The sequence below is a fragment of the Telluria sp. B2 genome (assembly GCF_051789535.1).
Classification (GTDB): domain Bacteria; phylum Pseudomonadota; class Gammaproteobacteria; order Burkholderiales; family Burkholderiaceae_D; genus Telluria.
Genome location: NZ_CP196525.1, coordinates 4,151,657 through 4,173,900, shown reverse-complemented (window position 1 = coordinate 4,173,900; position 22,244 = coordinate 4,151,657). Strand labels below are relative to the sequence as shown.

Annotated in this window: 18 protein-coding genes; all 18 read left to right on the top strand. The window is 68.5% G+C overall.

Going from position 1 to position 22,244, the window contains the following annotated elements:
* The first annotated feature begins 71 nt into the window (after positions 1 to 71).
* The gene (locus tag ACSUZJ_RS18505) at positions 72 to 1,124 is read left to right on the top strand and encodes an EpsD family peptidyl-prolyl cis-trans isomerase (RefSeq protein WP_499410601.1); all 1,053 of its coding nucleotides are present in this window, start codon (positions 72 to 74) and stop codon (positions 1,122 to 1,124) included.
* A 34-nt stretch (positions 1,125 to 1,158) separates the two neighbouring features.
* Positions 1,159 to 1,947 (top strand): polysaccharide export protein EpsE, encoded by a 789-nt coding sequence (gene epsE, locus ACSUZJ_RS18500; RefSeq protein WP_499410599.1) that lies wholly within the window; start codon positions 1,159 to 1,161, stop codon positions 1,945 to 1,947.
* A 15-nt stretch (positions 1,948 to 1,962) separates the two neighbouring features.
* Positions 1,963 to 3,372, top strand: a complete 1,410-nt coding sequence (gene epsF, locus ACSUZJ_RS18495) for a chain length determinant protein EpsF (RefSeq protein WP_499410597.1) — start codon at positions 1,963 to 1,965, stop codon at positions 3,370 to 3,372.
* A 9-nt stretch (positions 3,373 to 3,381) separates the two neighbouring features.
* Positions 3,382 to 4,257 (top strand): chain length determinant protein tyrosine kinase EpsG, encoded by an 876-nt coding sequence (gene epsG, locus ACSUZJ_RS18490; RefSeq protein ID WP_499410595.1) that lies wholly within the window; start codon positions 3,382 to 3,384, stop codon positions 4,255 to 4,257.
* The gene (gene xrtB, locus ACSUZJ_RS18485) at positions 4,258 to 5,187 is read left to right on the top strand and encodes an exosortase B (protein WP_499410593.1); all 930 of its coding nucleotides are present in this window, start codon (positions 4,258 to 4,260) and stop codon (positions 5,185 to 5,187) included.
* Positions 5,184 to 5,876: an exosortase-associated protein EpsI, B-type gene (gene epsI, locus ACSUZJ_RS18480; protein ID WP_499410591.1), complete on the top strand. Its 693-nt coding sequence runs from the start codon at positions 5,184 to 5,186 to the stop codon at positions 5,874 to 5,876. Before xrtB ends, epsI begins: the two co-directional genes overlap by 4 nt.
* 12 nt (positions 5,877 to 5,888) lie before the next feature.
* Positions 5,889 to 7,373 carry an O-antigen ligase family protein gene (locus ACSUZJ_RS18475; RefSeq protein ID WP_499410589.1) on the top strand — a complete coding sequence of 495 codons (1,485 nt, stop codon included), beginning with the start codon at positions 5,889 to 5,891 and terminating at the stop codon, positions 7,371 to 7,373.
* Positions 7,370 to 8,887 (top strand): oligosaccharide flippase family protein, encoded by a 1,518-nt coding sequence (locus ACSUZJ_RS18470; RefSeq protein ID WP_499410587.1) that lies wholly within the window; start codon positions 7,370 to 7,372, stop codon positions 8,885 to 8,887. Before ACSUZJ_RS18475 ends, ACSUZJ_RS18470 begins: the two co-directional genes overlap by 4 nt.
* A gap of 10 nt (positions 8,888 to 8,897) precedes the next feature.
* Complete coding sequence (locus ACSUZJ_RS18465) at positions 8,898 to 10,109, top strand: glycosyltransferase family 4 protein (RefSeq protein WP_499410585.1); 1,212 nt, start codon at positions 8,898 to 8,900, stop codon at positions 10,107 to 10,109.
* A complete protein-coding gene (locus ACSUZJ_RS18460; RefSeq protein ID WP_499410583.1) occupies positions 10,099 to 10,857 on the top strand; it encodes a glycosyltransferase family 2 protein in 759 nt (252 codons plus the stop codon). The genes ACSUZJ_RS18465 and ACSUZJ_RS18460 overlap by 11 nt, the downstream gene beginning before the upstream one ends.
* Before the next feature lie 337 nt (positions 10,858 to 11,194).
* Positions 11,195 to 13,432 (top strand): heparinase II/III domain-containing protein, encoded by a 2,238-nt coding sequence (locus ACSUZJ_RS18455; protein WP_499410581.1) that lies wholly within the window; start codon positions 11,195 to 11,197, stop codon positions 13,430 to 13,432.
* Between the two features lie 121 nt (positions 13,433 to 13,553).
* The gene (locus ACSUZJ_RS18450) at positions 13,554 to 14,417 is read left to right on the top strand and encodes a beta-1,6-N-acetylglucosaminyltransferase (RefSeq protein ID WP_499410579.1); all 864 of its coding nucleotides are present in this window, start codon (positions 13,554 to 13,556) and stop codon (positions 14,415 to 14,417) included.
* Positions 14,418 to 14,544: 127 nt separating this feature from the next.
* The gene (locus ACSUZJ_RS18445; protein WP_499410577.1) at positions 14,545 to 15,780 is read left to right on the top strand and encodes a glycosyltransferase; all 1,236 of its coding nucleotides are present in this window, start codon (positions 14,545 to 14,547) and stop codon (positions 15,778 to 15,780) included.
* Positions 15,777 to 17,045, top strand: a complete 1,269-nt coding sequence (locus ACSUZJ_RS18440) for a phenylacetate--CoA ligase family protein (protein ID WP_499410575.1) — start codon at positions 15,777 to 15,779, stop codon at positions 17,043 to 17,045. The genes ACSUZJ_RS18445 and ACSUZJ_RS18440 overlap by 4 nt, the downstream gene beginning before the upstream one ends.
* Before the next feature lie 115 nt (positions 17,046 to 17,160).
* On the top strand, positions 17,161 to 18,231 hold the full coding sequence (locus ACSUZJ_RS18435; protein WP_499410573.1) for a glycosyltransferase family 4 protein: 1,071 nt from the start codon (positions 17,161 to 17,163) through the stop codon (positions 18,229 to 18,231).
* A complete protein-coding gene (locus tag ACSUZJ_RS18430; protein ID WP_499410571.1) occupies positions 18,228 to 20,195 on the top strand; it encodes a heparinase II/III family protein in 1,968 nt (655 codons plus the stop codon). Before ACSUZJ_RS18435 ends, ACSUZJ_RS18430 begins: the two co-directional genes overlap by 4 nt.
* A gap of 78 nt (positions 20,196 to 20,273) precedes the next feature.
* Positions 20,274 to 21,359, top strand: coding sequence for a non-hydrolyzing UDP-N-acetylglucosamine 2-epimerase (gene wecB / locus ACSUZJ_RS18425; RefSeq protein ID WP_499410569.1), 1,086 nt, complete (start codon positions 20,274 to 20,276; stop codon positions 21,357 to 21,359).
* A 5-nt stretch (positions 21,360 to 21,364) separates the two neighbouring features.
* Positions 21,365 to 22,111: a WecB/TagA/CpsF family glycosyltransferase gene (locus ACSUZJ_RS18420; RefSeq protein WP_499410567.1), complete on the top strand. Its 747-nt coding sequence runs from the start codon at positions 21,365 to 21,367 to the stop codon at positions 22,109 to 22,111.
* Positions 22,112 to 22,244: the final 133 nt, after the last annotated feature.

Below are 22,244 nucleotides of genomic sequence, written 5' to 3'. Positions count from 1 at the left end.
ATCCGTCCGGCGCCGGCTTGCCAGGCGCCGCTCGCCATCCGCAAAGAGCGCATCACTCACAAGGAGCCATCTTGAAGAACTTCCACCAGGCGCGCGCGGCATCGACGTGGGCCGCCATCGCACTCGCGGCGGCGCTGGCCGGATGCGGCGAGCGGGCCAAGGAATCGAAGCCGGGCCAGGCGCTCGCCAGCGTGAACGGCGAGGAAATCACCGTGCTCCAGTTGAACGAGGAAATCCAGCGCGCCGGCGTACCGGCGGCGCGCCAGCAGGAGGCGAGCAAGCAGCTGCTGCAGGCGCTGATCGACCGCCAGTTGCTGGAGCACGCGGCGGTGCAGGAAAAGCTCGACCGCGATCCCAAGGTCCTGCAGGCGATCGAGAGGGCGCGTTCGCTGATCGTCGCCCAGGCCTATATGCAGAAGCGCTTGGCCAATGTCGCGCGTCCCACACCGGCCGAGGTCGAGGAGTATTTCAACAAGCATCCCGAGTTCTTCAGCAAGCGCAAGCAGTTCCAGATGGACCAGCTGGTGCTGGCCGCCAAGGACCTGACGCCCGAGGCGCGCGCCGCCGCCGACGCCGCCCGTTCGCTGGAGGAGGTGGCGGTGTGGCTGGACGCCCGGGGCATCAAGTACGGAAGGGCGCAGGTCACGCGCAGTACCTCCGAGCTCAATCCCGAACTGTCGAAGAAGCTGCTGGGAATGCCCAAGGGCCAGCTGTTCAGCGTGCGCGAGGGCGATCGCGCGATGCTGCTGGCGGTCGCCGAGGTGCGCGACGCCCCGGTGCCGCTGGAGGTGGCGGCGCCCCAGATCGAGCGCTACCTGATGACTAACAGGAACAAGGAAATGGCCGCCGCCGAGGTCGGGCGCCTGCGCCAGAACGCGAAGATCGAGTACCTGAACAAGGATCTGGCGCAAGGTGCCAAGGCGGCCCCGGCCAGCATGACGGCGCCAGCCGCGGATGCGGCGAACGAGCCGGGCGGCGCGTCCGCCCCGCAGGAAGGGGAGGGCGGCGCCACGCAGGACGCCGGCGCGGCCACCGCGGCGCCGGCCAGCCCCTCCGGCGACAGCGCCGCCGCGGGCGCGCCCGACCATGCCGCTGTCGACCGCGGCGTGGCAGGCCTGAAATGAAACCGATCCATCGATTGCAACAGGAGGAAGGACCATGAAACCACTTGCACACTGGATGGCTGCGGCCGTGCTGGCAGTGGGCGCCGGCGTCGCCGGCGCCGCCGAAGTACTGCTCGGCCCGGGCGACGTAGTGCGCCTGTCGGTCTACGGCAGCCCGGACCTGTCGATCGAGACCCGCGTCAGCGAGAGCGGCGCCATCACCTTCCCGCTGCTCGGCCAGGTCGGCGTCGGCGGGCTGTCGGTGGCCGCCGCCGAGAAAAAGATCGGCAACCTGCTGGAAAAGGGCGGCTACCTGAAAAAAGCCGAGGTCAACATGATCATCACGACCCTGGCCAGCCAGCAGGTCTCGGTGCTCGGCCAGGTCAACCGGCCGGGACGCTACCCGGTCGAGGGGCGGCGCAAGGTGCTCGACCTGCTGGCGATGGCCGGCGGCGTCAGCGCCGAGGGCGGCGACCTGATCAGCCTGGTGCGCACACGCGACGGCAAGACCACGCGCGAAACCATCGACGTCGTCGACATGGTGCGCAAGGGCGAGCTGGACAAGGACTACGAGGTGGCCGGCGGCGACATCATCTTTGTCGAACGCGCGCCGCGCGCCTATGTCACCGGCGAAGTGCAGCGGCCCGGGGCCTTCCGCATCGAGCGCGGCATGACGGTGCAGCAAGCCATTTCCGCCGGCGGCGGCCTGACCCCGCGCGGCAGCGACAGCCGCCTGCGCATTACGCGCCGCGACGCTTCCGGCAACCCGGTCACGATCGAGGCGCGCGCCAGCGACCCGGTGCAGGTCGACGATGTCATCACGGTGCGCGAAAGCTGGTTCTGAGCGCGGGAGCAAGCCATGAACCTCCACCAGTTCCTCCTGCTGCTGCGCGCCCGCAGGAAACTCATCCTGTCGACGCTGCTTGCCACGATCCTGCTGGCGCTGGGCTGGAGCCTGGTCCAGAGCAAGACCTATACCGCGACCACCTCGGTGCTGCTGAACTACAAGGGCGTCGACCCCCTGACCGGGCTGACCATGCCCGGCCAGTTGCTGCCCGGCTACATGGCGACCCAGATCGACATCATCAGCAGCAAGAACGTGGCGCTGCGCGTGGTCGACCGCCTGCGCCTGGCCAGCAACCCGGCCGTCGTCTCCCAGTTTCAGGAGGCGACCGACGGGCGCGGCACCGTGCGCGACTGGCTGGCCGACCTGCTGCTGCGCAAGCTCGACATCAAGCCCTCGCGCGAGTCGAGCGTGGTCGAAATCAGCTTCAAGGGTGCCGACCCGGCTTTTGCAGCGGCGGTGGCCAACGCCTTTGCCGAGGAATACCAGAACGTCAGCGTGCGCCTGAAGACCGAACCCATGAAAAAGGCTTCGGCCTACTTCAACGAGCAGACGAAGCAGTTGCGCGACAACGTCGAGACGGCGCAGGCGCGGCTGTCCAAGTACCAGCAGGAAAAGGGTATCGTCAGCCTCGACAACAACCGCGTCGACGTCGAGCTGGAGCGCCTGAACGACCTGTCCTCGCAACTGGTGGCGGCCCAGGCGATGGCGATGGAAGCCACCTCGCGCGAGCGCATGGCCGGGAGCGGCAACGCCCACTCGCCGGACGTGACGAACAATCCCCTGGTCCAGAACCTGCGCGTGGCGCTGGCGGCGGCCGAGGCCAAGCTGGCCGAAAGCGCCTCGCGTTACGGCCGCAACCATCCCGGCTACCAGGCCGCGAGCGCCGAAGTGGACAAGATGCGCGCCGACCTGAACGCGGCGCTGGCCACGGTCTCGCGCAGCGTCGGCGGCAACGCCCAGGTGCTGCGCCAGCGTGAGGAGGAATTGCGCGCGGCGCTGGCCGCCCAGAAGGCGCGCGTGCTCGAACTGAACCGCACGCGCGACGAACTCGGGGTGCTGCTGAAGGACCTCGACAGCGCCCAGCGCGCTTTCGATGCCGCCAGCCAGCGCTTCTCCCAGACCCGCATCGAGGCCCAGTCCGAGCAATCCGACATCGCCGTCCTCAATCCGGCGGTGGCCCCAAGCGAGCCTTCCGGACCGCGGATCCTGCTCAATACCCTGGTGGCGGTCCTGCTCGGCACCGTGCTCGGGGTCGGCGTGGCGCTCCTGCTCGAACTGCTCAATCGCCCGGTGCGCTCGAGCAGCGACGTCCAGGAACTGCTCGGCATTCCCGTGCTCGGCTCGGTGGCATGGCAGCCGCCGCGTCCGCGCGGGGCGCTGCGCTCCCTGATGGCGCCGCGCCGCCTGCTGCGCCTGAACTAGGAGGGCTCCATGAATTCACCGATCCTGTCGCCGCTCTCGGCCGACTCCGCCGACGCCGCCGAATCGAGCATGGGCGCGCTCCTGCTCGATGCCGGCAAACTCACGCCGGAAGGCGCCGAACGCGTGCTGCGCATGCAGAAAGACCTTGGCATCCGCTTCGGCGAGGCCGCCGTACGCCTGGGCCTGGTGAGCGAAGACGATATCCAGCAGGCCCTGGCGCGCCAGTTCGCCTATCCCTACCTGCCGAAAGGGCAGACCCACCTGTCGCCGCGCCTGGTGGCGGCGTTCGAGCCGTTTGCGCCCCAGGTCGAGTCGCTGCGCGCGATCCGCAGCCAGCTCATGCTGCGCTGGTTCGCGCGCGGCCGGCGTGCACTGGCCGTGCTCGGCGCCGACCCCGAGGACGGCGCCGCCCTGTTCGCCGCCAACCTGGCCGTGGTGTTCTCCCAGCTCGGCGAGCAGACCCTGCTGGTCGACGCCAACCTGCGCACGCCGCGCCAGCACGAGGTGTTCGGGCTGCGCCCGCGCCAGGGGCTGTCTGACCTGCTGGCCGGGCGCGCCGGCCTCGACGTGGTAACGCGGATACCCGGCTTCGTCGATCTGTCGGTGTTGCCGGCCGGCACGCTGCCGCCCAACCCGCAGGAGCTGCTCAGCCGTGACGGCTTCCTCAGCCTCGACAGTTCGCTCGCCGCCCGTTACGACGTCGTGCTCTACGACCTGGCGCCTTTCGGCGTGGGCGCCGATGCGCTGGCGGTGGCCGGCCGGGCCGGCGGCGTGCTGCTGGCGGTGCGCAAGGACCATACCCGCGTCGCCCAGCTTGCCCGCATGGCCGAGCAACTGGCCGAGGCGGGAGCCGAGGTGGTCGGCGCCGTCGTGATGGAGTTCTGAATGACGGCCCAGGTGCGACCCGGCCCGCCGCCTCAGACCGTGAACGGGGCGCCGCCGCGCGTGCCGCTGGGCTCGAGCCTGCGCGCCGCGCTGCCGGAATGGTGGCCGGTGATGCTCGGGCTGGCCGCGCTGTTCCTGCCCACTTTCTACTCGCTGTTCACCGGCGCCTGGATAGGCGAGGAGCAGGCGCACGGCCCGATGATCTTCGGCCTGGCCCTGTGGCTGGTCTACCGCAAGTGGCCGGAGGTCCTGGCCGCGCCCGCCACGCCGTGCTGGCTCGGCTGGCCGCTGCTGGCCGTCGGCCTCGCGCTGCACCTGCTCGGGCGCTCACAGCACATATTGATGTTCGAGATCGGTTCCATCATTGTGGTGCTGGCGGCCATCGTGCTGGTCAAGCTGGGCAGCCGCGCGCTGCGGGTGCTGTGGTTCCCGTTCTTCTTCATGCTGTTCATGGTGCCCCTGCCCAGCGAGTTCGTGGCCGCCGTCACCATGCCGATGAAGATGGCGGTGTCCTGGGCCACGGAACAGCTGCTGTTCGCCGCCGGCTACCCGATCGCGCGCTCCGGCGTGATCCTGCAGATCGGCCAGTACCAGCTGCTGGTGGCCGATGCCTGCGCCGGCCTGCAGACCCTGCTCACGCTCGAGGCGCTTGGCCTGTTCTACCTGAACCTGATGCGCCATCCCTCGGCCTTTCGCAACATCGGCCTGGCGATCCTGATCATCCCGATCTCGTTCTCGGCCAACGTGATCCGCGTAATCGTGCTGACCCTGGTCACGTATTACCTGGGCGACGCCGCCGGCCAGGGCTTCCTGCACGGCTTTGCCGGCATGGTCCTGTTCCTCACGGCCCTGGGCCTGATCCTGGCGGTCGACTCCAGCCTGCAATGGTACGTCGGACGGCGGCGGAGAACGGCCAGGGAGGCGGCATGAACCGGCGTTTTCTCACCAGCGTCGTGCTGGGAGCGGCGATGGCCGGCACCTCGGCCCTGACCGGGGCGCTGACGCCGACCGTCAAGGTGGCGCAGGGGCAGGCGCCGTTCCAGCTCGAGACCATGATCCCGCAGCGCTTCGGCGCCTGGCAGGTCGATCCCAGCGTGGTGCCGCTCACGCCCGATCCCGAGCAGCAGGGACTCCTGAAGAAACTCTACGACCAAACCCTGTCGCGCACCTATATCGATGGAACGGGGCGGCGCGTGATGCTGTCGATCGCCTATGGCGGCGACCAGAGCAAGGCGCTGCAGCTGCACCTGCCCGAAGTCTGCTATGTCGCCCAGGGTTTCCAGCTGGTCAGCGACGGCGCCGGCAGCCTGGTCACGCCGTATGGTGCGCTGCCGGTCAAGCGCCTGGTGGCGCGCCAGCAACAGCGCAACGAACCGATCACCTACTGGATCACGATTGGCGACAAGGCCACGCGCTCGGGCATCGAGCAGAAATTGCGGCGCCTGGCCTACGGTCTGTCGGGCGAGATCCCGGATGGCATGCTGGTACGCGTGTCAAGCATCGGAACCGACGAGGCTGGCGCCTATGCCCTGCAGGACCGTTTCGTGGCCGAGCTGCTGGCGACCCTCGACGCACGCGACCGCGCCCGCCTGATCGGCGTCCAGGGTCCCGCGACCTGACCGGTAGCTGCGATGAGCGACACCCTGCTCCAATACCTGTTCACCTCGCTGCCCTTCATCGTCGTCGTGCTGCTGGCGGTGCTTGCGGTGCTCGGGATGGGACTCGGGCTGGTGTGGCCGCGCCTGCTCGTCTATCCCTATTTGTGCATCTTCTTCTGGATGAATTCGACCAGCTACGGCAGCCTGTCGGTGTTCGCCTCGCCCGGCGTCTACAGCCGCGGGTCGGGCATGCTGTTCTTTCCCCTGGTGCTGTGGTACGTGCTCGGCGCCTGGTGCTGCGCGCGCGTGGCCACTGCCTTCGGGCAGGGATACGGACAGGGAAGCTTGCAGGGTGGCGCAAGCGTTGCCGCGCCGCCCTGCAACCTGCGCCCCTGGTTCTGGGGATGGACGGTATTGCTGGCGGCGCATGCCGCCGCCGCGTTCATCTCGGACATCCCGCTGAAGGACGCGCTGGCGCCGTCGGGCTTCTCGAACATCGTCTGGATGGGGCCGCTGATCGGCCTGATGCTGCTGGCCTTCCGTACGCGCGAACATGCCATCGAGCTGGCGCGTTTCATCATGCTCGCCGGGCTGGGGCGCGCATTGTTCGGCCTGGTGCGCTGGGCGGCCTTTGGCGGCGATCCGAACAATGTCTACGCGAACCGGAATGCGATCCACATCCGCCTGACCTTCTTCGACATCAACGACAGCCTGCTGTGCATGCTCGCTTTCGCGATCGCCGCCGTGTTCCTGTTCCAAGCCACGCAAGTGCGCCGCGCCGCGCTCTGGCGCGTGCTCGAGTGGCTGACGCTGGCCGCGACCGCCGCCTGCATCGTCCTGTCCTACCGGCGCAGCGCCTGGTTCGGCTTCATGCTCGGCTTCGCTGTCCTGCTGTTGCGCTTTCCCCTGCGGCGCCGGATGCAGCTGGTGCTGGGCGCGCTGCCCCTGGTCGGCTCGGCACTGGCCTATGCGGCGCTGCGCCGGCTCGGCCAGACCCGGGGCGGAAGCGGACTGTTCTATGACATGCAGTCGGGCCGCTTCGGCCCCGAGAGCGAGCGCGTGCTGGAACTCAAGCTGGTACTGGACGACATCCTGGCGCGGCCTTTCACGGGCATCGGTTCCTGGGGACGCTATTCGGGCTACGAGCAGATTTCCTGGCAGGCGAATCCGGACGGCGGCCTGTTCCTGCACAGCGGTGTGCTGCACGTCGCCCTGAAGTGCGGCCTGCCTGGGATGGCGCTGCTGGCCGGCACCATCTGCGCCTTCGTGCTGGCCGCGCGCCGCGCGCTGCGCGTGCTGCCGCCCGAGCTGCTGCCCCTGGGCACGGCCGGCGCCGCCGCGCTCGCCTTCATGATTCCGGACGTGCTGATCGGCACACCTTTCCCGCAGGTGCGCACCACCCAGATGCTGGCCATTGCCATGGCCTTGCCCTACGTCGCGCTGGCCGCCAGCGCCGTCGCGGCCGCGCCTGCACGCGCGCTGCGCCAGCGTTTCCGCATTCATCCGGTGCCGGCTTGACGCGCATCATGGAGCTGCGCCTGTTCCGCAATGCCTGGTCGAACCTGCTGGGCGCCGCCGTGCCGGCGCTGGCGGCGCTGGCCACCGTGCCCTTGATCGTGGCCGGCCTGGGCGAAGCCAACTATGGCGTGTATGCGCTCGTCACCGCCATCGTCGGCTACTTTGCGGTCATCGACATCAACGTCACCGCCGGCTCGGTCAAGTACATCGCCGCCCAGCAGGCCTGCGCCGAGCACGAGCGCATCGCCGAGACCCTGTGCTTCGGCAGCGCCATCTATGCCCTGATCGGCGTCCTCGGCGGCCTCGGGTTGTTCTTCGGCGCCCGCTTCTTCGTCGCCGACGTGTTCACGGTGCCGCCGCGCCTGGCTGGCGACGCCGTGGCCAGCCTGCAGTGGGCGGCGTTCGGTTTTCTCTTCGGACAGCTGCAGAGCTACCTGAACAGCGTACCCCAGGCCCTGATGCGCTTCGACGTGTCGGCCCGTCTCGAGATGGCGTTCGGCACGCTGGTGCCCGTGGCCACCGTCGGCGTCCTGATGCTCGGCTTCGGCCTGGTCGAAGTCATCGCATTGCGGGTGGTGGCGAGCGCCATCCACTGCCTGGTGCTGTGGCGCGGCGTCAGGCAACTGCTCCCGGACCTGCGCTGGCGCTGGCCGGACCAGGGCCTGCGCAAGGGCATCCTCGGCTTTTCCGCCTATTCCTTCCTGTCGCGTTTCGCCGCGCTGTCCTATGCCCATGCCGACAAGCTGATCATCGGTGCGCTGGTCGGCGTCACCGGGCTCGCGTACTTCACCGTCGCCGCCACGCTTGCCAACCGGGTGCTGGGGCTGACCTTCCGCCTGTCCGGCGTGTTCTTTCCGGCGGCGAGCATGCTGGCCGCCGGCGGCGAACTGGGGCGCCTGGACCAGGCCTACCTGAAGGCGACCTGCTACGTGGTCTACCTGAACGCCGCCATGCTGGTGCTGCTGGCGGTCTTCGCCTATCCGCTGCTGGCCTACTGGATGGATGCGCAGTTCGCCAGGAACGGCGCCACCGTGCTGGCGGTGATGGCGCTGTCGCAGTTCGTCGATTCGCTCACCAGCCTGCCATCGGTGGTCAACGACGGCATGGGGCATCCGCGCGTTTCAGGCCTGTTCGCGGTCGCGCGCGCCCTGGCCGGGATGTTGATCGTCTATGTGGGCGTGGCCGGCTGGGGCATCGCCGGCGCGGCCTGGGGGCACCTGGCGGCATCGATCCTGTTCACGGCGGCTTTCCTGGTGTTCGTGCACGGACGCACGGTGCCGACCTCGCTCCTGCGCCTGTGCACGCGGGCATACCTGCCAGGCATGGCCGGCGCCGCCGGCGTGGCGCTGGCGGCCGCGCTGGCCGAGCGCTGGTTCCACCGCGGCGCGCTCGACTTCGTGCTGATCCTCGTGTCGACGATGGGCCTGCTGGGACTGGTGGGCATGCTGTTCGTGGTCGAGCGCGACGACCGCCGCTGGGCCTGGGCGCGCGTCAAGGCCCTGGGAGGAGGCTAGGGTGCCCAGGATGCGTATTCTGCTGGTGTCGGAAGACCTGCCGGGCGCACAGATTGGCGGCCTGGGAAAGCATGTGGTGACGCTCGGTAATACCTTGCTGGCGCATGGGCATGAAGTACGCATCCTGGGGCGCAGCGGCCGCGACGCTGCGGACGGGGCCCGGCAGATCGGCTTTCACGGGGAGGTCGTTCCGGCCTTCGATTACGCCCATGTCGGCTGGAAGGAAAGCCAGCTTGGCGTCTTCAACCCCTTCAAGCGTCCGTATTTCGCCCGCAAGCTCGCGCGCGCGATCGCGCAACATGCACGCGAGGCCGACGTCGTGCACTACCACGGCCACCTGCCGATGGTCGGCCTCTACCTCGATTCGGCAATCAATTTTATCCAGACTCGTCACGATCAGGGCAGCGAGTGCGTCATCCACCTGCGCTTCAAGGACGGTACCGTGTGCGAGCAGCGCGCGGCGCGCGCCTGCGCCGCCTGCGCCCATCCGCGGCCGGGACCGCTGCGCACCAGCCTGTCCGCGCATGCGGTGGAGCGCTACCGCGACGAGACCGAGCGCGCCTTTGCCCGCCACAAGACAGTGTTCGTTTCCGACTTCCTGCGCCGCCAGTTCCTGCGTGCGCGGCCCGGGGCGGACTTGCGGCGCGCGCGGGTCATCCACAACTTCATCGACCTCGACCGGCTGGCCGGGCTGGCGGCGCAGGCAGGACCGCCGCGCGCCGGGCAAGTCCTGGTGGCGGGCCGTATCGACACCGGCAAGGGCTTCGGCGAGTTCCTCGAGGCCGCGCAGGGACGCTTGCCGTCCTGGGCCCGGATACTGGTCGTCGGCGACGGCCCCGCGCGCGCCGCCCTGGAGACGCGCTTCGCCGGCGAGCAGGTGCGCTTTCTCGGATGGCGGGCCGGTGCCGAGGTGGTCGCCCACACGGCCAGCAGCCATGTCTGTGTGGTGCCGTCGGTATGGGAGGAGCCCTGCGGCACCACCATCCTCGAAGCGCTGGCGCTGGGGCGGCCCTGCGTGGCGCTGGCGCGCGGCGGCACGCCCGAGCTCGCGGCCTACGAGCAATACCCCGGGCAACTGCAGTTGAGCCAGGCCATGCCCGAGCTGGTCGAGCGCCTGGGCGCCCGGCTCGCCACGCCGCCGCTCTGGATGCCGCGGCCGGCGCGCTTCGGCGCCGACGTCAACCTCATCCTTCCCCGCCTGGTGGACCTGTATGCCGAATGAACCGCGGTTTTCGATCGTCACCTGCACCTGGAACAGTGCAGCCACACTTGCCGACACGCTAGCCTCGGTGCGCGCCCAGACCTGTCCGGATGTCGAGCACATCTTCGTCGACGGCGGCTCGCATGACGGCACGCTCGACCTGGTCGCGGCCCACCCGCTTCCCAAGCGCGTGCTGCGCGACGTCGGGGGCGGCATCAGCCGGGCGATGAACCAGGGCATCCTGGCTGCGCGCGGCGAATTCGTCGCCCACCTGCACTCGGACGACTACTATGCCGCGCCGGACGTGCTGGAACAGGTGGCGCGCCGCTTCGACGAAAGCGGCGCCGCCTGGGTGGTCGGCCAGATCCGGGTGCTGCGCGACGGCCACCTGTTCGAGCCGTATCCGATGCACCCGTTCAGCTACCGCGCCTATTGCTCGGGTCGGGCGGCGATCGCGCACCCGGCGGTGTTCCTGCGGCGCGAGGTCTTCGCCCAGGTCGGCATGTTCGACGAGCGCCTGCGCTACGCCATGGACATCGACCTCTGGCTGCGCCTGGGCGCCCGCACGGCGCCGGCGCTGATCGAAAGGCCGCTGACGGTGTTCCGGGAGCATGCCGGAAGCGCCTCCACAAGCAACAAGATCCGGGCGCGCCAGGAAGAGTTCGCGGTACGACGGCGTTACATGGGAAGCGCGCCGCTGGCCTTCGCGGTCTACTGCCTGCGTTACCTGAAACGGATGCGCGCGCTGCGCGCCCGGGGGATGGCCTGACTGCGCGCTTGGACTGCCCGGCTTGACTGTACGGAAACGAAAATAATGGAACGTCTTTGCGAACAAAACACAGCTGTTGCAAGAGTGAAAATGCACGTAAAACAAGCTTAATATTCTTGCGTTGGATTTCTGCGATGCAATTAAAAAAAGGATGATTTTGGGAAAAAAGTTGCCTCTGTTCAATTTCTTGGTGAGGTAACATCAGTTCGTTCCGATCGACACTTGTCTCCCCAAGTGCCTGTCGCACGTAACTGTCGTACGTAACGTACGTAACACAAGGCCGTTCACGCCCGGACGGCCTGCCCGGAATTCATCCCATCGTCTCGGAGCATCATTCATGAAATTCAACCGACAGGGCCTGCTGCAGGCCCTCGCCCTGGCGTCCCTGTGCGCGCTGTCGCTGAACGCGCGTGCCGACTGGGCTCAGTCGACCGATCCGCTGGTGGTCCAGCCCGGTCCCACCAACAACGCCGTCCAGGCCCAGAACCCGCCGGGCTTTACCTGGGCGCGCCACCCGACCGGGCCGGCCGCCTATGAAATCGAGATCACGCCCGTCGGTGGCGCGCCGATCAAGGCGATTGTCGAACGCAACTGGTATCTCCCAACCACGGCCCTGCCGCTCGGCAATTACACCTGGCGCGTGCGCCCGAACGGCAGCAGCGACTGGTCGACGCCGCGCAGCTTCCAGCTGACCACGCGCTCGACCGTGTTCGAGGTGCCCGACAACGACACCCTGCGCAAGCGCATCAGCGCCAAGCCGCGTCCGCGCGCGCTGCCGCCTTCCTTCACCTTGTACTCGACCTGGAGCGCAGGCAAGAAGGCCGAACTCGATCCTTACGTCAGCCGCATGACCAACGAGATCAAGCTCCAGATCAACGCGCTGCCGGTCCTGAGCGACGCCCGTTGGCCGATCGCGATCACCACGCCGCTGACCGCCGCGATGGCCTCGCAGCAGACCGACATCCGCCAGCGCATCAACGAAGCCAGCCGCCAGCTCGAAGCGGCTGCCATCATGTGGCGCATGAAGCGCGATCCGATGTTCCTGACCGAAGCGCTGCGCAAGGGCGACCAGCTGGCCAGCCTCGATCCGAAGGGCCCGACCAGCTACGTCAACCAGGACCAGGCCACGCGCCAGATCTCGGTGTCGCTGATCAAGGCCATCGACAGCCTGGCGGGCGACCTCGACGCCACGCGCAAGGCCAAGTGGCTCGAGACCGTGCGCGTGCGCACCGAGGAAATCTACCGCAACCTGGCCGGCGACAATGGCCGCCTCGACCAGTTCCCGTTCGACTCGCACGGCAACACCAGCCTGGTGTTCCTGGTGCTGATTTCCTCGCTGTCGCTGGGCGACATCCCCGAAGCGCAGAAGTGGTTCGATTTCTCCTTCCGCGCCTACGCCAACGCGCCGTCGCCCTGGGCCGGCCCGGAAGGCGGCTTCGCCAACGGCACCGCCTATGCGGAATACGCGGCCGGCTACCTGGTGTCGCTGTGGGATCCGCTGACCCAGGCCACCGGCGTGAACTTCTACGCCAAGCCCTGGTCCCTGGGCTTCCTCGATTTCGCGATCCAGTTCACGCCGCCGGGCTCGAAGGTCCACGCCTTTGGCGACGGCTCCGAGACCAAGCCCGACACCCGCGTGTTCCACGCCTTCGGCTCGCGCATGGTCTCGCCGCGCGCGGCCTGGTACGTGGCCAAGCTGGGCGGCACCGAGGACACGCTGTCGCTGCTGCAGGCGCCTTACCCGATGCCGGTGGCCGATACCAAGGTGCAGCTGCCGCCGTCGAGCACGGCCTATTACCCGAGCACCGGCTGGGTCTCGATGCACAGCGATATCGGTTTGAGCTCGCGCAGCTCGCTGTACTTCAAGTCCAGCCCCTACGGCTCGTTCAGCCACAGCCACGGCGACCAGAACGGCCTGCTGCTGTCGGTCGCCGGCCAGCCGCTGCTGGTGAAGGCCGGCTGGTACGACTGGTACGGTTCGCCCTACTGGACTGACTGGTACCACCAGACCCGCTCGCAGAATGCAATCACCTTCGACGGCGGCAAGGGCCAGCTGGTGAACGGCTACCGCGAACAGCTGCAGCGTAACGGCAGGATCACGTCCTATGCGGCCCAGCCGAGCTACGACTATGCCGAAGGTGACGCCACGCCGTCCTATGGCGGCCAGCTGACGATGGCCAAGCGCCAGGTCTGGCACCTGCGCAATGCCGGCAATGCGATCCTGGTACGCGACAAGCTCTCGGCGACCGTGCCGCACACCTACGAGTTCAACCTGCATACCCCGGTGATCATGACGGTGGAAAGCCCGAGCGCGGTGAAGATCGCGGCGGGCGGCCAGTCGGTCTGCGTGCGTTCGCTGAACGCCGACGCCAAGTTCGCCAAGTGGATCGGCCCGGGCGCGAAGCCCAACGTGGTCGAGGACCATGGCGCCTTCTACCTGCCGAACGACGGCAAGTCGGTCGCCGAGTTCCTGGTGCTGCTCGACGTGGGCTGCAAGCGTCCGGCGGTGCAGGTCGCCACGTCCGGCACCGTGCGCACGGTCACTGTTGCCGGGCAAAGTGTCACGCTGAACTGAATGCAGGCCTGATTCGCGCCTGCGCTATATTGGCTGCGCCTTCCGGCGCGGCGGACGTCCCCGCGGCTGCGCGCCCCGGGGACGTTTTTTTTGGCGCCGCCGCGCCGTCGTGGGGGGCAGCATGAAGCAGGTCTTCCTGATCCACGCGCACAAGGACCTCGCCCAGCTCAACGCCCTGGTGGCGCAACTGTGCGACCCGGATTTCGCCATCTACGTCCACCTCGACCGCAAGTGGCAGGTCGACACCTCGCGCGTCCACCCGGGCGCGCGCCAGATCGAGCCGCGCATCGACGTGCGCTGGGGCGGCTTCAGCCAGGTCGCCGCCACGTTCGCGTCGCTGCGCCGGATCCTGGCCGGCGAGCCCGCATTCGACAAGCTGCTTTTCCTCTCGGCCCAGGATTTTCCGGTGCTGTCGAACAGCGGCCTGAAGCGGGAACTGGCGCGCCTCGAAGGACGCGAACTGATCGAGGCGGCGCCAATCCGCCCCGGGGGCTGGCAGGTCGCCTTCCGCTACCAGTATTTCTACCGCGAGGGCAGCAGCCGCCCGCAGCAGCTCGCCTGCGCGCTGCTGAACCGCGCCTTGCGCCTGGCCGGTCGGACGCGCCGGCTGCCCGGCGGCGTCGAACCCTGGGGCGGGTCGACCTGGTGGACCCTGTCGCGGCCCTGCATCGCGCAACTCCTGGCCGAAGCCGACAGGCGGCCCGCGCTGCTGCGCTTCTTTCGTTATGTGCTGTGTCCGGACGAAATGGTCTTCCAGACCCTGCTGATGAACTCGCACTTCCGTGACCGTGTACTGACGAATAATTTCCGCTACGTGCAGTGGCCGGAGGGCGGGGCGCGCAATCCGGCAGTGCTGACGGAAGCCGACCTGGAGCGCGTGCTGGCATCGAACGCCCACTTCTGCCGCAAGCTCGACGGCGTTGCCAGCGCCGGCCTGCGCGCGCAGCTGCTGGCGCATCAGGCGCGTGCTTCCGGTGTTCCGTAGCTTCCTGGTTCGGGGGCAGCGCCGCGCTTGATCGGGCTCAAAGACGCCGTGCGCCCGCTTGCAATACAGGGACCTGCGCCGCCATCCCTGGGCTAGTATCGACCGGATACCACTCGACGGGCTACCCATGCGCTCCAGGCCGCTCTCCATCACCTTTATCGTCCGTGACCCCTTGCCGCCGCGGCGCGCCGACGTGCTGACCCTGTTCGGTGCCGAAATGCCGCGCCATGGCGTGCATACCGAACTGGTGGGGCAGGGCGGTCCGGATACCCCGGCGCCGGGGCGGTGGAGTGCGGGCGGCATGCACGTCGTCGGCAGCCTGGGCAGCCGCTTCGCCGCCGTGTGCTCGCCGTTCTGGGACCTGCTTGGCCTGCTGCGCGCCTGGCGCCGGGCCCGCCCCGGCTGCATCCAGGTGCGCGACAAGGTCGCCAGCGCGCTGCTCGCCTGGCTGGCGGCGCGCTGCCTGCGCCTGCCCTTCGTCTACTGGATGTCCTTTCCCATCGTCGAAGGTTTCGAGGTGCGCCGCGATGCATTGGCCGAGCGCGGCAGGAGCGCGCTGTGGCTGGCGCATGCGTTGCGGGCACGGGCCTCGCGCCTGCTGGTCTACCGCCTGGTGCTGCCGCGGGCCGACCACGTCTTCGTGCAAAGCGAGGCCATGCGCGCCTGGCTGGCGGGGCAGGGCATCCTGCCGGACCGCATGACAGCAGTGCCGATGGGGGTCGACGTCGACCTGTTCGAACGCGCCGCGATGGCCCCGAGTGCCGACCCCCGCCTGGACGGGCGCCGCGTCGTCGTGTATCTCGGCAGCGTCGCCCAGTCGCGCCAGTCGGATTTCCTGCTCGACGTCGCCGCCCTGCTGCGCGCGCGCCTGCCCGAGGTCCTGCTCGTCATCGCGGGCGATGCGCCCTCGCCCGACGAAATGGCCTGGATGCGCCGCGAGATCGCCGGGCGCGGCCTGGGCGAACACGTGCTGCTGACCGGCTGGCTGCCGCAGCGCGCGGCGCTCGGCTACGCGGTGCGCGCCGAGGTCGGGCTCTCGCCGATCCCGCGCGGGCCGCTGTTCGACGTTTCCTCGCCGACCAAGCTGGTCGAGTACCTGGCGCTCGGCATCCCGAGCGTGGCCAACGACATTCCCGACCAGGCCCAGGTCATCGCGCAGAGCGGGGCGGGGCTGTGCGTGCCCATGCAGCCCGAGGCCTTTGCCGTGGCCACGCTGCGCCTGCTGGCGGACCGCGCGCTGGCGGCAAGCCTGGGCGAACGGGGGCCCGAATGGGTGCGGGCCCACCGCAGCTACGGCATCCTGGCGCGCAAGGTCGCGCAGGCCTACGGCGACATCTGTCCGCCATGTGGACCTATTCGGTGAAATACACGCTGCGTTCCGTCGGCCGCGAACTGCTGCGCGGCTTCTGGGGGCGCTACCTGGTCTACCCGCGCCTGGCCATGGTGGAACGTTCCCCCAGCCTGCTCAATGCAGCGATCGCGCGCCGCGCGCGCAGGCTCGGCGTTGCGGTCGATGCCGACGGCACCCGCCTGCGCCGCGCCGAACCGGGCGCAGCCCTGCTCACCAAGAGCGAACTGCAGCGCCATCCGGAACGCTTCCTGCGCCCGCGCGGCCTCAAGACCCTGCTGCGCAGCACGATCCGCACCAGCGGCACCTCCGGCACCCCGCTGGCGCTGGTGCAGACGCTCGGCGCCGTCATCCGCGAAGAAGGCTTCGTCCACCGCCAGTTGCGCTGGATCGGCTACCGCCACGGCCAGCGGCGCGCCTGGATCCGCGGCGACATCGTCTGCCCCGACCGGCCACGCGATGCGCGCTACTGGTGCCACGACTGGTTCGGCAAGATCCTCATGATGTCGTCCTACCACCTCTCCAGCGCCACCATGGGCGCCTATATCAGGGCGCTCGAACGGCACGATCCGGTGGTCATCCATGCCTATCCGTCCTCGGTCGGCGCGCTCGCGGCCTGGCTCAACGCCTGCGGCCGGCGCTACCGTGGCCCGGCCCTGCGCGGCGTCTTCACTTCCTCGGAAACCCTGGAACCCGACGTGCGCGGCGCCGTGGAGACGGCCTTCGGCGTGCCCGTCTACGACTGGTATGGCCAGGCCGAGCGGGTGGTGGCAATCGGTACCTGCGAGCGCGGCAACTACCACGTACTCACCGACTACGGGGGCGTCGAGCTGCTGGAACTGGGCGACGGCAGTTGCGAGCTGGTCGGCACCACGCTGAACAACCCGGCCATGCCGCTGTCGCGCTACCGCACCGGCGACCGTGTCATCCCCGGCAACGGAGTGCCCTGCGCCTGCGGCCGCGTCTTCCCGACGGTCAAGGCCGTGATCGGGCGCCAGGAAAAGAGCGTCACGCTGCCGGATGGACGCATCGTGGCCCGCCTCGACCGGGTATTCCAGGGGCATGAACGGGGCCTCCTCGAAGGCCAGGTGTTGTATCGCGGCGACGCCCGCTTCGTGCTGAGGGTAGTCACTACCGAAGCGTTCGGCGCCGCCGACGAGGCGGCCCTGATCGACAAGTTTCTCCTGCGAGTGCCCAGGGTCGAGGTGAGGGTGGAGCGGGTGCCGGCGATTGCACGCGGGCCAAACGGGAAGTACGAATTTATTGCTTTTGAAATGTGAACCGTGCGCGGCAGGGGAAACACTTGATGTATGATCGAAATATTGTACCTTTATTAAGAGACGTGAGCCTCCATCCCCTCACCAGATTGGCGTCCAAGCCTGCCGGAGCCCGTGCATGAAAGCACGCGCGCCGCGCATTCTGATGGTCGGCACGGCCCTGGACGGGCGGGGTGGGGTGGCGGCAGTGGTGTCGGTCTTGCGCGCAAGCGGACTGTTCGAGCGCGAGGCGGTGCATTACGTCAGCACCCACCGCGAAGGTGGGCAGCTGGCCAAGCTCGGCCATGCGGGCGCGGGCTTGCTCGCCACCTTGCGCGCCTGCCTGCGGCATCGTCCGGCCATCGTCCACGCCCATGCTTCCACCGGCGCCAGTTTCGTGCGCAAGTCGCTCGTGCTGCTGGTCGCGCGCGCCAGCGGCTGCAAGACCATCGTCCACCTGCATGGCGGCACCTTCCGCCAGTACACGCTCGAGCGCTCGGGCGCGCTGATGCGGCGCTGGATCCGTTATACGCTCGAGCGCAGCTCGCTCGTCATCGCCCTGACCGACAGCTGGGCCGCCTTCGTGCGCGGCTTTGCGCCCCAGGCACGCGTGGCCGTGGTGCCGAACGCCGTCCCGCTGCCCTCGCTGCCCGACGCGGCGCAGCCGGGACGCGTGCTCTTCCTCGGACGCATCGAAGCGGCCAAGGGTACGGCGGAACTGCTGGAAGCGCTGGCCATGCTGGCGCCGCGTTTTCCGCAACTGCGCCTGGTGCTGGGCGGCAGCGGCGACCTGGAAGGCTTCCGGCAGGCCGCGGTCGCGCGCGGGGTGGGCGACCGCATCGAACTGCCGGGCTGGCTCGATGCGGCGGCACGCGACGCGGAACTGGCGCGCGCGGCGCTCTTCTGCCTGCCCTCGCATGCCGAGGGCCTGCCGATGGCCCTGCTGGAGGCGATGGCGGCGGGCAAGGCCGTGGTGGCCAGCGCGGTGGGCGGCATTCCCGAGCTGGTGCACGACGGCGACAACGGTCTGCTGGTGCCGCCGCGCGACGGCGCCGCCCTGGCCGCGGCGCTGGCGCGCCTGCTCGGCGACGCGCTCCTGTGCCGGCAACTGGGCGCGCGTGCCCGCATGACTGTGGAAACCCAGTATTCAACGCAGGCAGTCTGCGGCCGCCTGGCCGCAATCTATAACGATCTGGCGGGGACTCGATGAACGCAACAGTACGCATGGTTTGGCTGGTCAACCGTCTGCGCTGCATGTCGGTGGCCGAAATCGGATACCGGATGCGCCAGGCGGCGAGAACGAGGATGGCGCGTGGCACGGCCCTGCGAGCCGCTCCCGCGCCGGCGCCCTTGCCGCGTGCGCGCAGTTTCGACGTGCAGGGCGCGCCCGCGCTCGACCCGGTCCAGATCGATGCCCTGCTGGCCGAGGCCGACCGCGTCTGCGCCGGCCACGTGGTGCTGTTCGCCGACCGCAGCTTCGACGTCGGCGTGCCCACCGTCTGGAACCGCGACCCCGACAGCGGCATCACCGGGCCCGCCGTCTTCGCCGGCGACATCGCCATCGACAACCAGGAACTGGTCGGCGACATCAAGCACGTCTGGGAACTGAACCGCCACCTGCACCTCGTGCGCCTGGCCCAGGCCTGGAGCGTCAGCGGGGAAGTGCGCTGGCTGCATGCGCTCGAGCAGCAGCTGCGCAGCTGGCTCGACCAATGCCCGCCGCTGCAGGGTCCGAACTGGACCAGTCCGCTGGAAATGGGTATCCGCCTGGTCAACTGGGCCTTGCTGTGGCAACTGGTCGGCGGCGAGGGCAGCAGCCTGTTCGCCGGCGAATCGGGCCAACGCCTGCGCGCCGACTGGCTCGACAGCATCCACGCCCACTGCCGCACGATCGCGCGCAACCTGTCGCGCCATTCCTCGGCCAACAACCACCTGATCGGCGAGCTGACCGGCCTGTTCGTCGGCGCCTCGGTCTGGCCCTGCTGGAAGGAATCCGGCGCCTGGATGGAGCAGGCCCGGCGCGAGCTCGAGCAGCAGGCGCGGCTGCAGTATTCGCTCGACGGCGTGAACCGCGAGCAGGCCTTTGCCTACCACGTGTTCTCGGCCGAATTCCTGTTCGTTGCCGGCCTGGTCGGCCAGGCCACCGGCGTGCCGTTCTCGCGCAACTACTGGGGCGTGCTGCAGCGCGCGCTGCGCTTCCTGCGCTCGGTGCGCGACGTCGGCGGCCACGTCCCCATGGTCGGCGACGCCGACGACGGCATCGTGTTCCGGCTCGATGCCGCCGGCAGCGACCGCGCCGCGCAACTGCTGGCGCTGGGCGATACCGTATTCGGCGGCGCGCCCGACAAGCACCCGGGCGTGCGCTGGCTGCTGCACGCGCTGCCCGGACGCCGGCCCGATGCCGACGCCCACGAGCCAGATACCGGCTGGGCCTTCCCGGACGGCGGCTACTTCCTGTTCGGTTCGCATTTCGGGGCGCCCGACGAGATCAAGGGCATGCTCGACTGCGGCCCGCTCGGCTACCTCGGGATCGCCGCCCACGGCCACGCCGACGCGCTCTCGCTGACGCTGTCGGTGGGCGGCGAAGAGGTGCTGGTCGACCCCGGCACCTATTCCTACTGGCAGGACCAGAAGTGGCGCGATTATTTCCGCGGCACCTCGAGCCACAACACGGTGCGCATCGACGGGCGCGACCAGTCGGTCTCGGGCGGGCGCTTCCTCTGGCTGCGCAAGGCGCGCGCCAGCATCGAGCGCATGCCGACGTCTCCCCATGAATTCGACTTCCGCGGCTCGCACGACGGCTATGCGCGCCTGCCCGATCCGGTGCGCCACGTGCGCAGCGTGCGCTTCGACGCCGCCAGTTCCACGCTCACGGTGCGCGACGAGGTGGCCGGAAAGAAGCCGCATCCGATGGAACTGTTCTGGCATTTTGCGCCCGAACTGAATGTGCGCCTGACCAGCACCGGCCTGCACGTGCGCGGCAAGCGCTTCGCCCTGCAGATGCAGGCCAGCGGCGCCGACCTCAAGCTCGAGCTGGTGCGCGGCGCCGAAAATCCCCCGCTGGGCTGGTACTCGCGCTGCTATGAGTCGAAGCAGCCATGCGATGTTCTGCGTATCTCGACCGTATCGTCCGCCGTTCCTGTCGAATGCAGGTTTACAATAACGTTTTTTTAACTAGTTTTCATCACTACTACAGTGCAGGAAAGTCCAAAGATGCTCATTTACCTGGTCGCGGGCGCAAGGCCCAATTTCATGAAAATTGCCCCGATCGTGCGTGCACTGCAGGCGCAGGACAAGCTGTCGTTCAAGATCATCCATACCGGACAACATTACGACCGTGAGATGAATGACGTGTTCTTCGAAGAACTCGGCATTCCGCAGCCCGACGTCTTCATGGCCGCCGGCGGCGGCAGCCACGCCCAGCAGACCGCCAAGATCATGGTCGGCTTCGAGGAACTGTGCGTGGCCGAGCGTCCGGCCGCCGTGCTGGTCGTCGGCGACGTCAATTCCACCCTGGCCTGCTCGATCGTGGCCAAGAAACTCAACATTCCGGTGGCCCACGTCGAGGCCGGCCTGCGCAGCGGCGACATGTCGATGCCGGAGGAAATCAACCGCCTGGTTACCGACAGCATCTCGGACTGGTTCTTCGCCACCGAGCCGGCGGCCGTCGAGCACCTGCGCCGCGAGGGCAAGCCGGACGCCGCCGTGCACTACGTCGGCCACGTGATGGTCGACAACGTGCTCTACCAGGCCGACAAGCTGACCCGCGCCGACACCTCGGGCTTCGAGACCAGCGCCTTCAAGGCTGCCGCCCAGGAAAACGGCGGCCGCTACGGCGTGGTCACCATGCACCGCCCGAGCAACGTCGACGAGCCGGAAACCTTTGCCCGCATCGCCGGCGCGCTGAAGGAAATCGCGACCGAACTCCCGCTGATCTTCCCGGTGCACCCGCGCACCCGCGCCAACATCGAGAAATTCGGCATCGACCTGGGCCCGAACATCACCCTGGCCGGCCCGCAGGCCTACATGGCCTTCCTCAACCTGTGGAAGGACGCCGCTGTCGTGCTCACCGACTCCGGTGGCCTGCAGGAGGAAACCACGGCGCTGGGCGTGCCTTGCGTGACGATCCGCGAGAACACCGAGCGCCCGGTGACGGTGGACGAGGGTTCGAACGTCCTGGCCGGCACCGACCCGCAGAAAATCCTGCTGGAAGCGCGCAAGGTGCTGCGCGGCGAAGGCAAGCAGGGCCGCCGCCCGCAACTGTGGGACGGCAAGGCCGCCGAGCGCATCGTCGCCATCCTCGAACGTGAACTCGGCGAACTTGGCGCACTTGGATAAATGAGATGAACGATGCCATCACCTTGATGGGCTGCAGGATCGACAACCTGTCGATGGAGGAAACCCTCGTCCGTATCGAGGAATTCGTCCGCTCCGGCAAGCCCCATCAGCACGTGGTGGTGAACGTCGACAAGCTGGTGAAGGCCAGCCGCGACCCCGAGCTGCGCCGCATCGTCAACGAGTGTGCGCTGGTCAATGCCGATGGCATGCCGGTGGTGTGGGCTTCGCGCCTGCTGGGCAAACCCCTGAAGGAACGCGTGGCCGGCATCGACCTGTTCGAGGCGCTGATGCGCCGCGCCGGCGAGAAGGGCTGGCGCGTGTTCCTGCTGGGCGCGCGCGAGGAGGTGGTGTCGGCGGTGGCCGAGACCTACAGCCGGCGCTATCCGCAACTGGCCATCGCCGGCTGGCGCAACGGCTACTGGCAGGGCGAGATCGAAGAAGCCCAGGTCGCCGAGCAGGTGCGCGCCAGCGGCGCCGACCTGCTGTTCGTGGCGATCAGCTCGCCGAAGAAGGAACAGTTCCTCGGCCGCTGGCAGGCCGAGATGAGGATTCCGTTCGCCATGGGTGTTGGCGGCAGCTTCGACGTGGCGATCGGGCGGGTACGGCGCGCGCCGCGCTGGATGCAGCGCGCGGGACTGGAATGGTTCTACCGTTTCCTGCAGGAGCCGCGCCGCATGTTCCGCCGCTACTTCATCGACGACATGGCCTTCATCTGGCTGTTCATCAAGGAAGCTGCGGGACGCAGGACTTAGCGCGTCATCCGGGAACGCCGGAGAAAACATAGGGAAGTGCGGCCGCAGAAGTCGCAAGCAAAAGGACACGAGGGGGACGGCGCAGCGCCGTCCTTGGAGCGCCGATACAGGCGCGCATCAACAGTATAGAGAG

Bases quoted from the DNA above. Each gene is read 5' to 3' on its own strand.
- epsE (WP_499410599.1), top strand. From the start codon at position 1,159: ATGAAACCACTTGCACACTGGATGGCTGCGGCCGTGCTGGCAGTGGGC.
- epsF (WP_499410597.1), top strand. From the start codon at position 1,963: ATGAACCTCCACCAGTTCCTCCTGCTGCTGCGCGCCCGCAGGAAACTC.
- epsG (WP_499410595.1), top strand. From the start codon at position 3,382: ATGAATTCACCGATCCTGTCGCCGCTCTCGGCCGACTCCGCCGACGCC.
- xrtB (WP_499410593.1), top strand. From the start codon at position 4,258: ATGACGGCCCAGGTGCGACCCGGCCCGCCGCCTCAGACCGTGAACGGG.
- epsI (WP_499410591.1), top strand. From the start codon at position 5,184: ATGAACCGGCGTTTTCTCACCAGCGTCGTGCTGGGAGCGGCGATGGCC.
- ACSUZJ_RS18475 (WP_499410589.1), top strand. From the start codon at position 5,889: ATGAGCGACACCCTGCTCCAATACCTGTTCACCTCGCTGCCCTTCATC.
- ACSUZJ_RS18465 (WP_499410585.1), top strand. From the start codon at position 8,898: ATGCGTATTCTGCTGGTGTCGGAAGACCTGCCGGGCGCACAGATTGGC.
- ACSUZJ_RS18460 (WP_499410583.1), top strand. From the start codon at position 10,099: ATGCCGAATGAACCGCGGTTTTCGATCGTCACCTGCACCTGGAACAGT.
- ACSUZJ_RS18455 (WP_499410581.1), top strand. From the start codon at position 11,195: ATGAAATTCAACCGACAGGGCCTGCTGCAGGCCCTCGCCCTGGCGTCC.
- ACSUZJ_RS18450 (WP_499410579.1), top strand. From the start codon at position 13,554: ATGAAGCAGGTCTTCCTGATCCACGCGCACAAGGACCTCGCCCAGCTC.
- ACSUZJ_RS18445 (WP_499410577.1), top strand. From the start codon at position 14,545: ATGCGCTCCAGGCCGCTCTCCATCACCTTTATCGTCCGTGACCCCTTG.
- ACSUZJ_RS18435 (WP_499410573.1), top strand. From the start codon at position 17,161: ATGAAAGCACGCGCGCCGCGCATTCTGATGGTCGGCACGGCCCTGGAC.
- ACSUZJ_RS18430 (WP_499410571.1), top strand. From the start codon at position 18,228: ATGAACGCAACAGTACGCATGGTTTGGCTGGTCAACCGTCTGCGCTGC.
- wecB (WP_499410569.1), top strand. From the start codon at position 20,274: ATGAAAATTGCCCCGATCGTGCGTGCACTGCAGGCGCAGGACAAGCTG.
- ACSUZJ_RS18420 (WP_499410567.1), top strand. From the start codon at position 21,365: ATGAACGATGCCATCACCTTGATGGGCTGCAGGATCGACAACCTGTCG.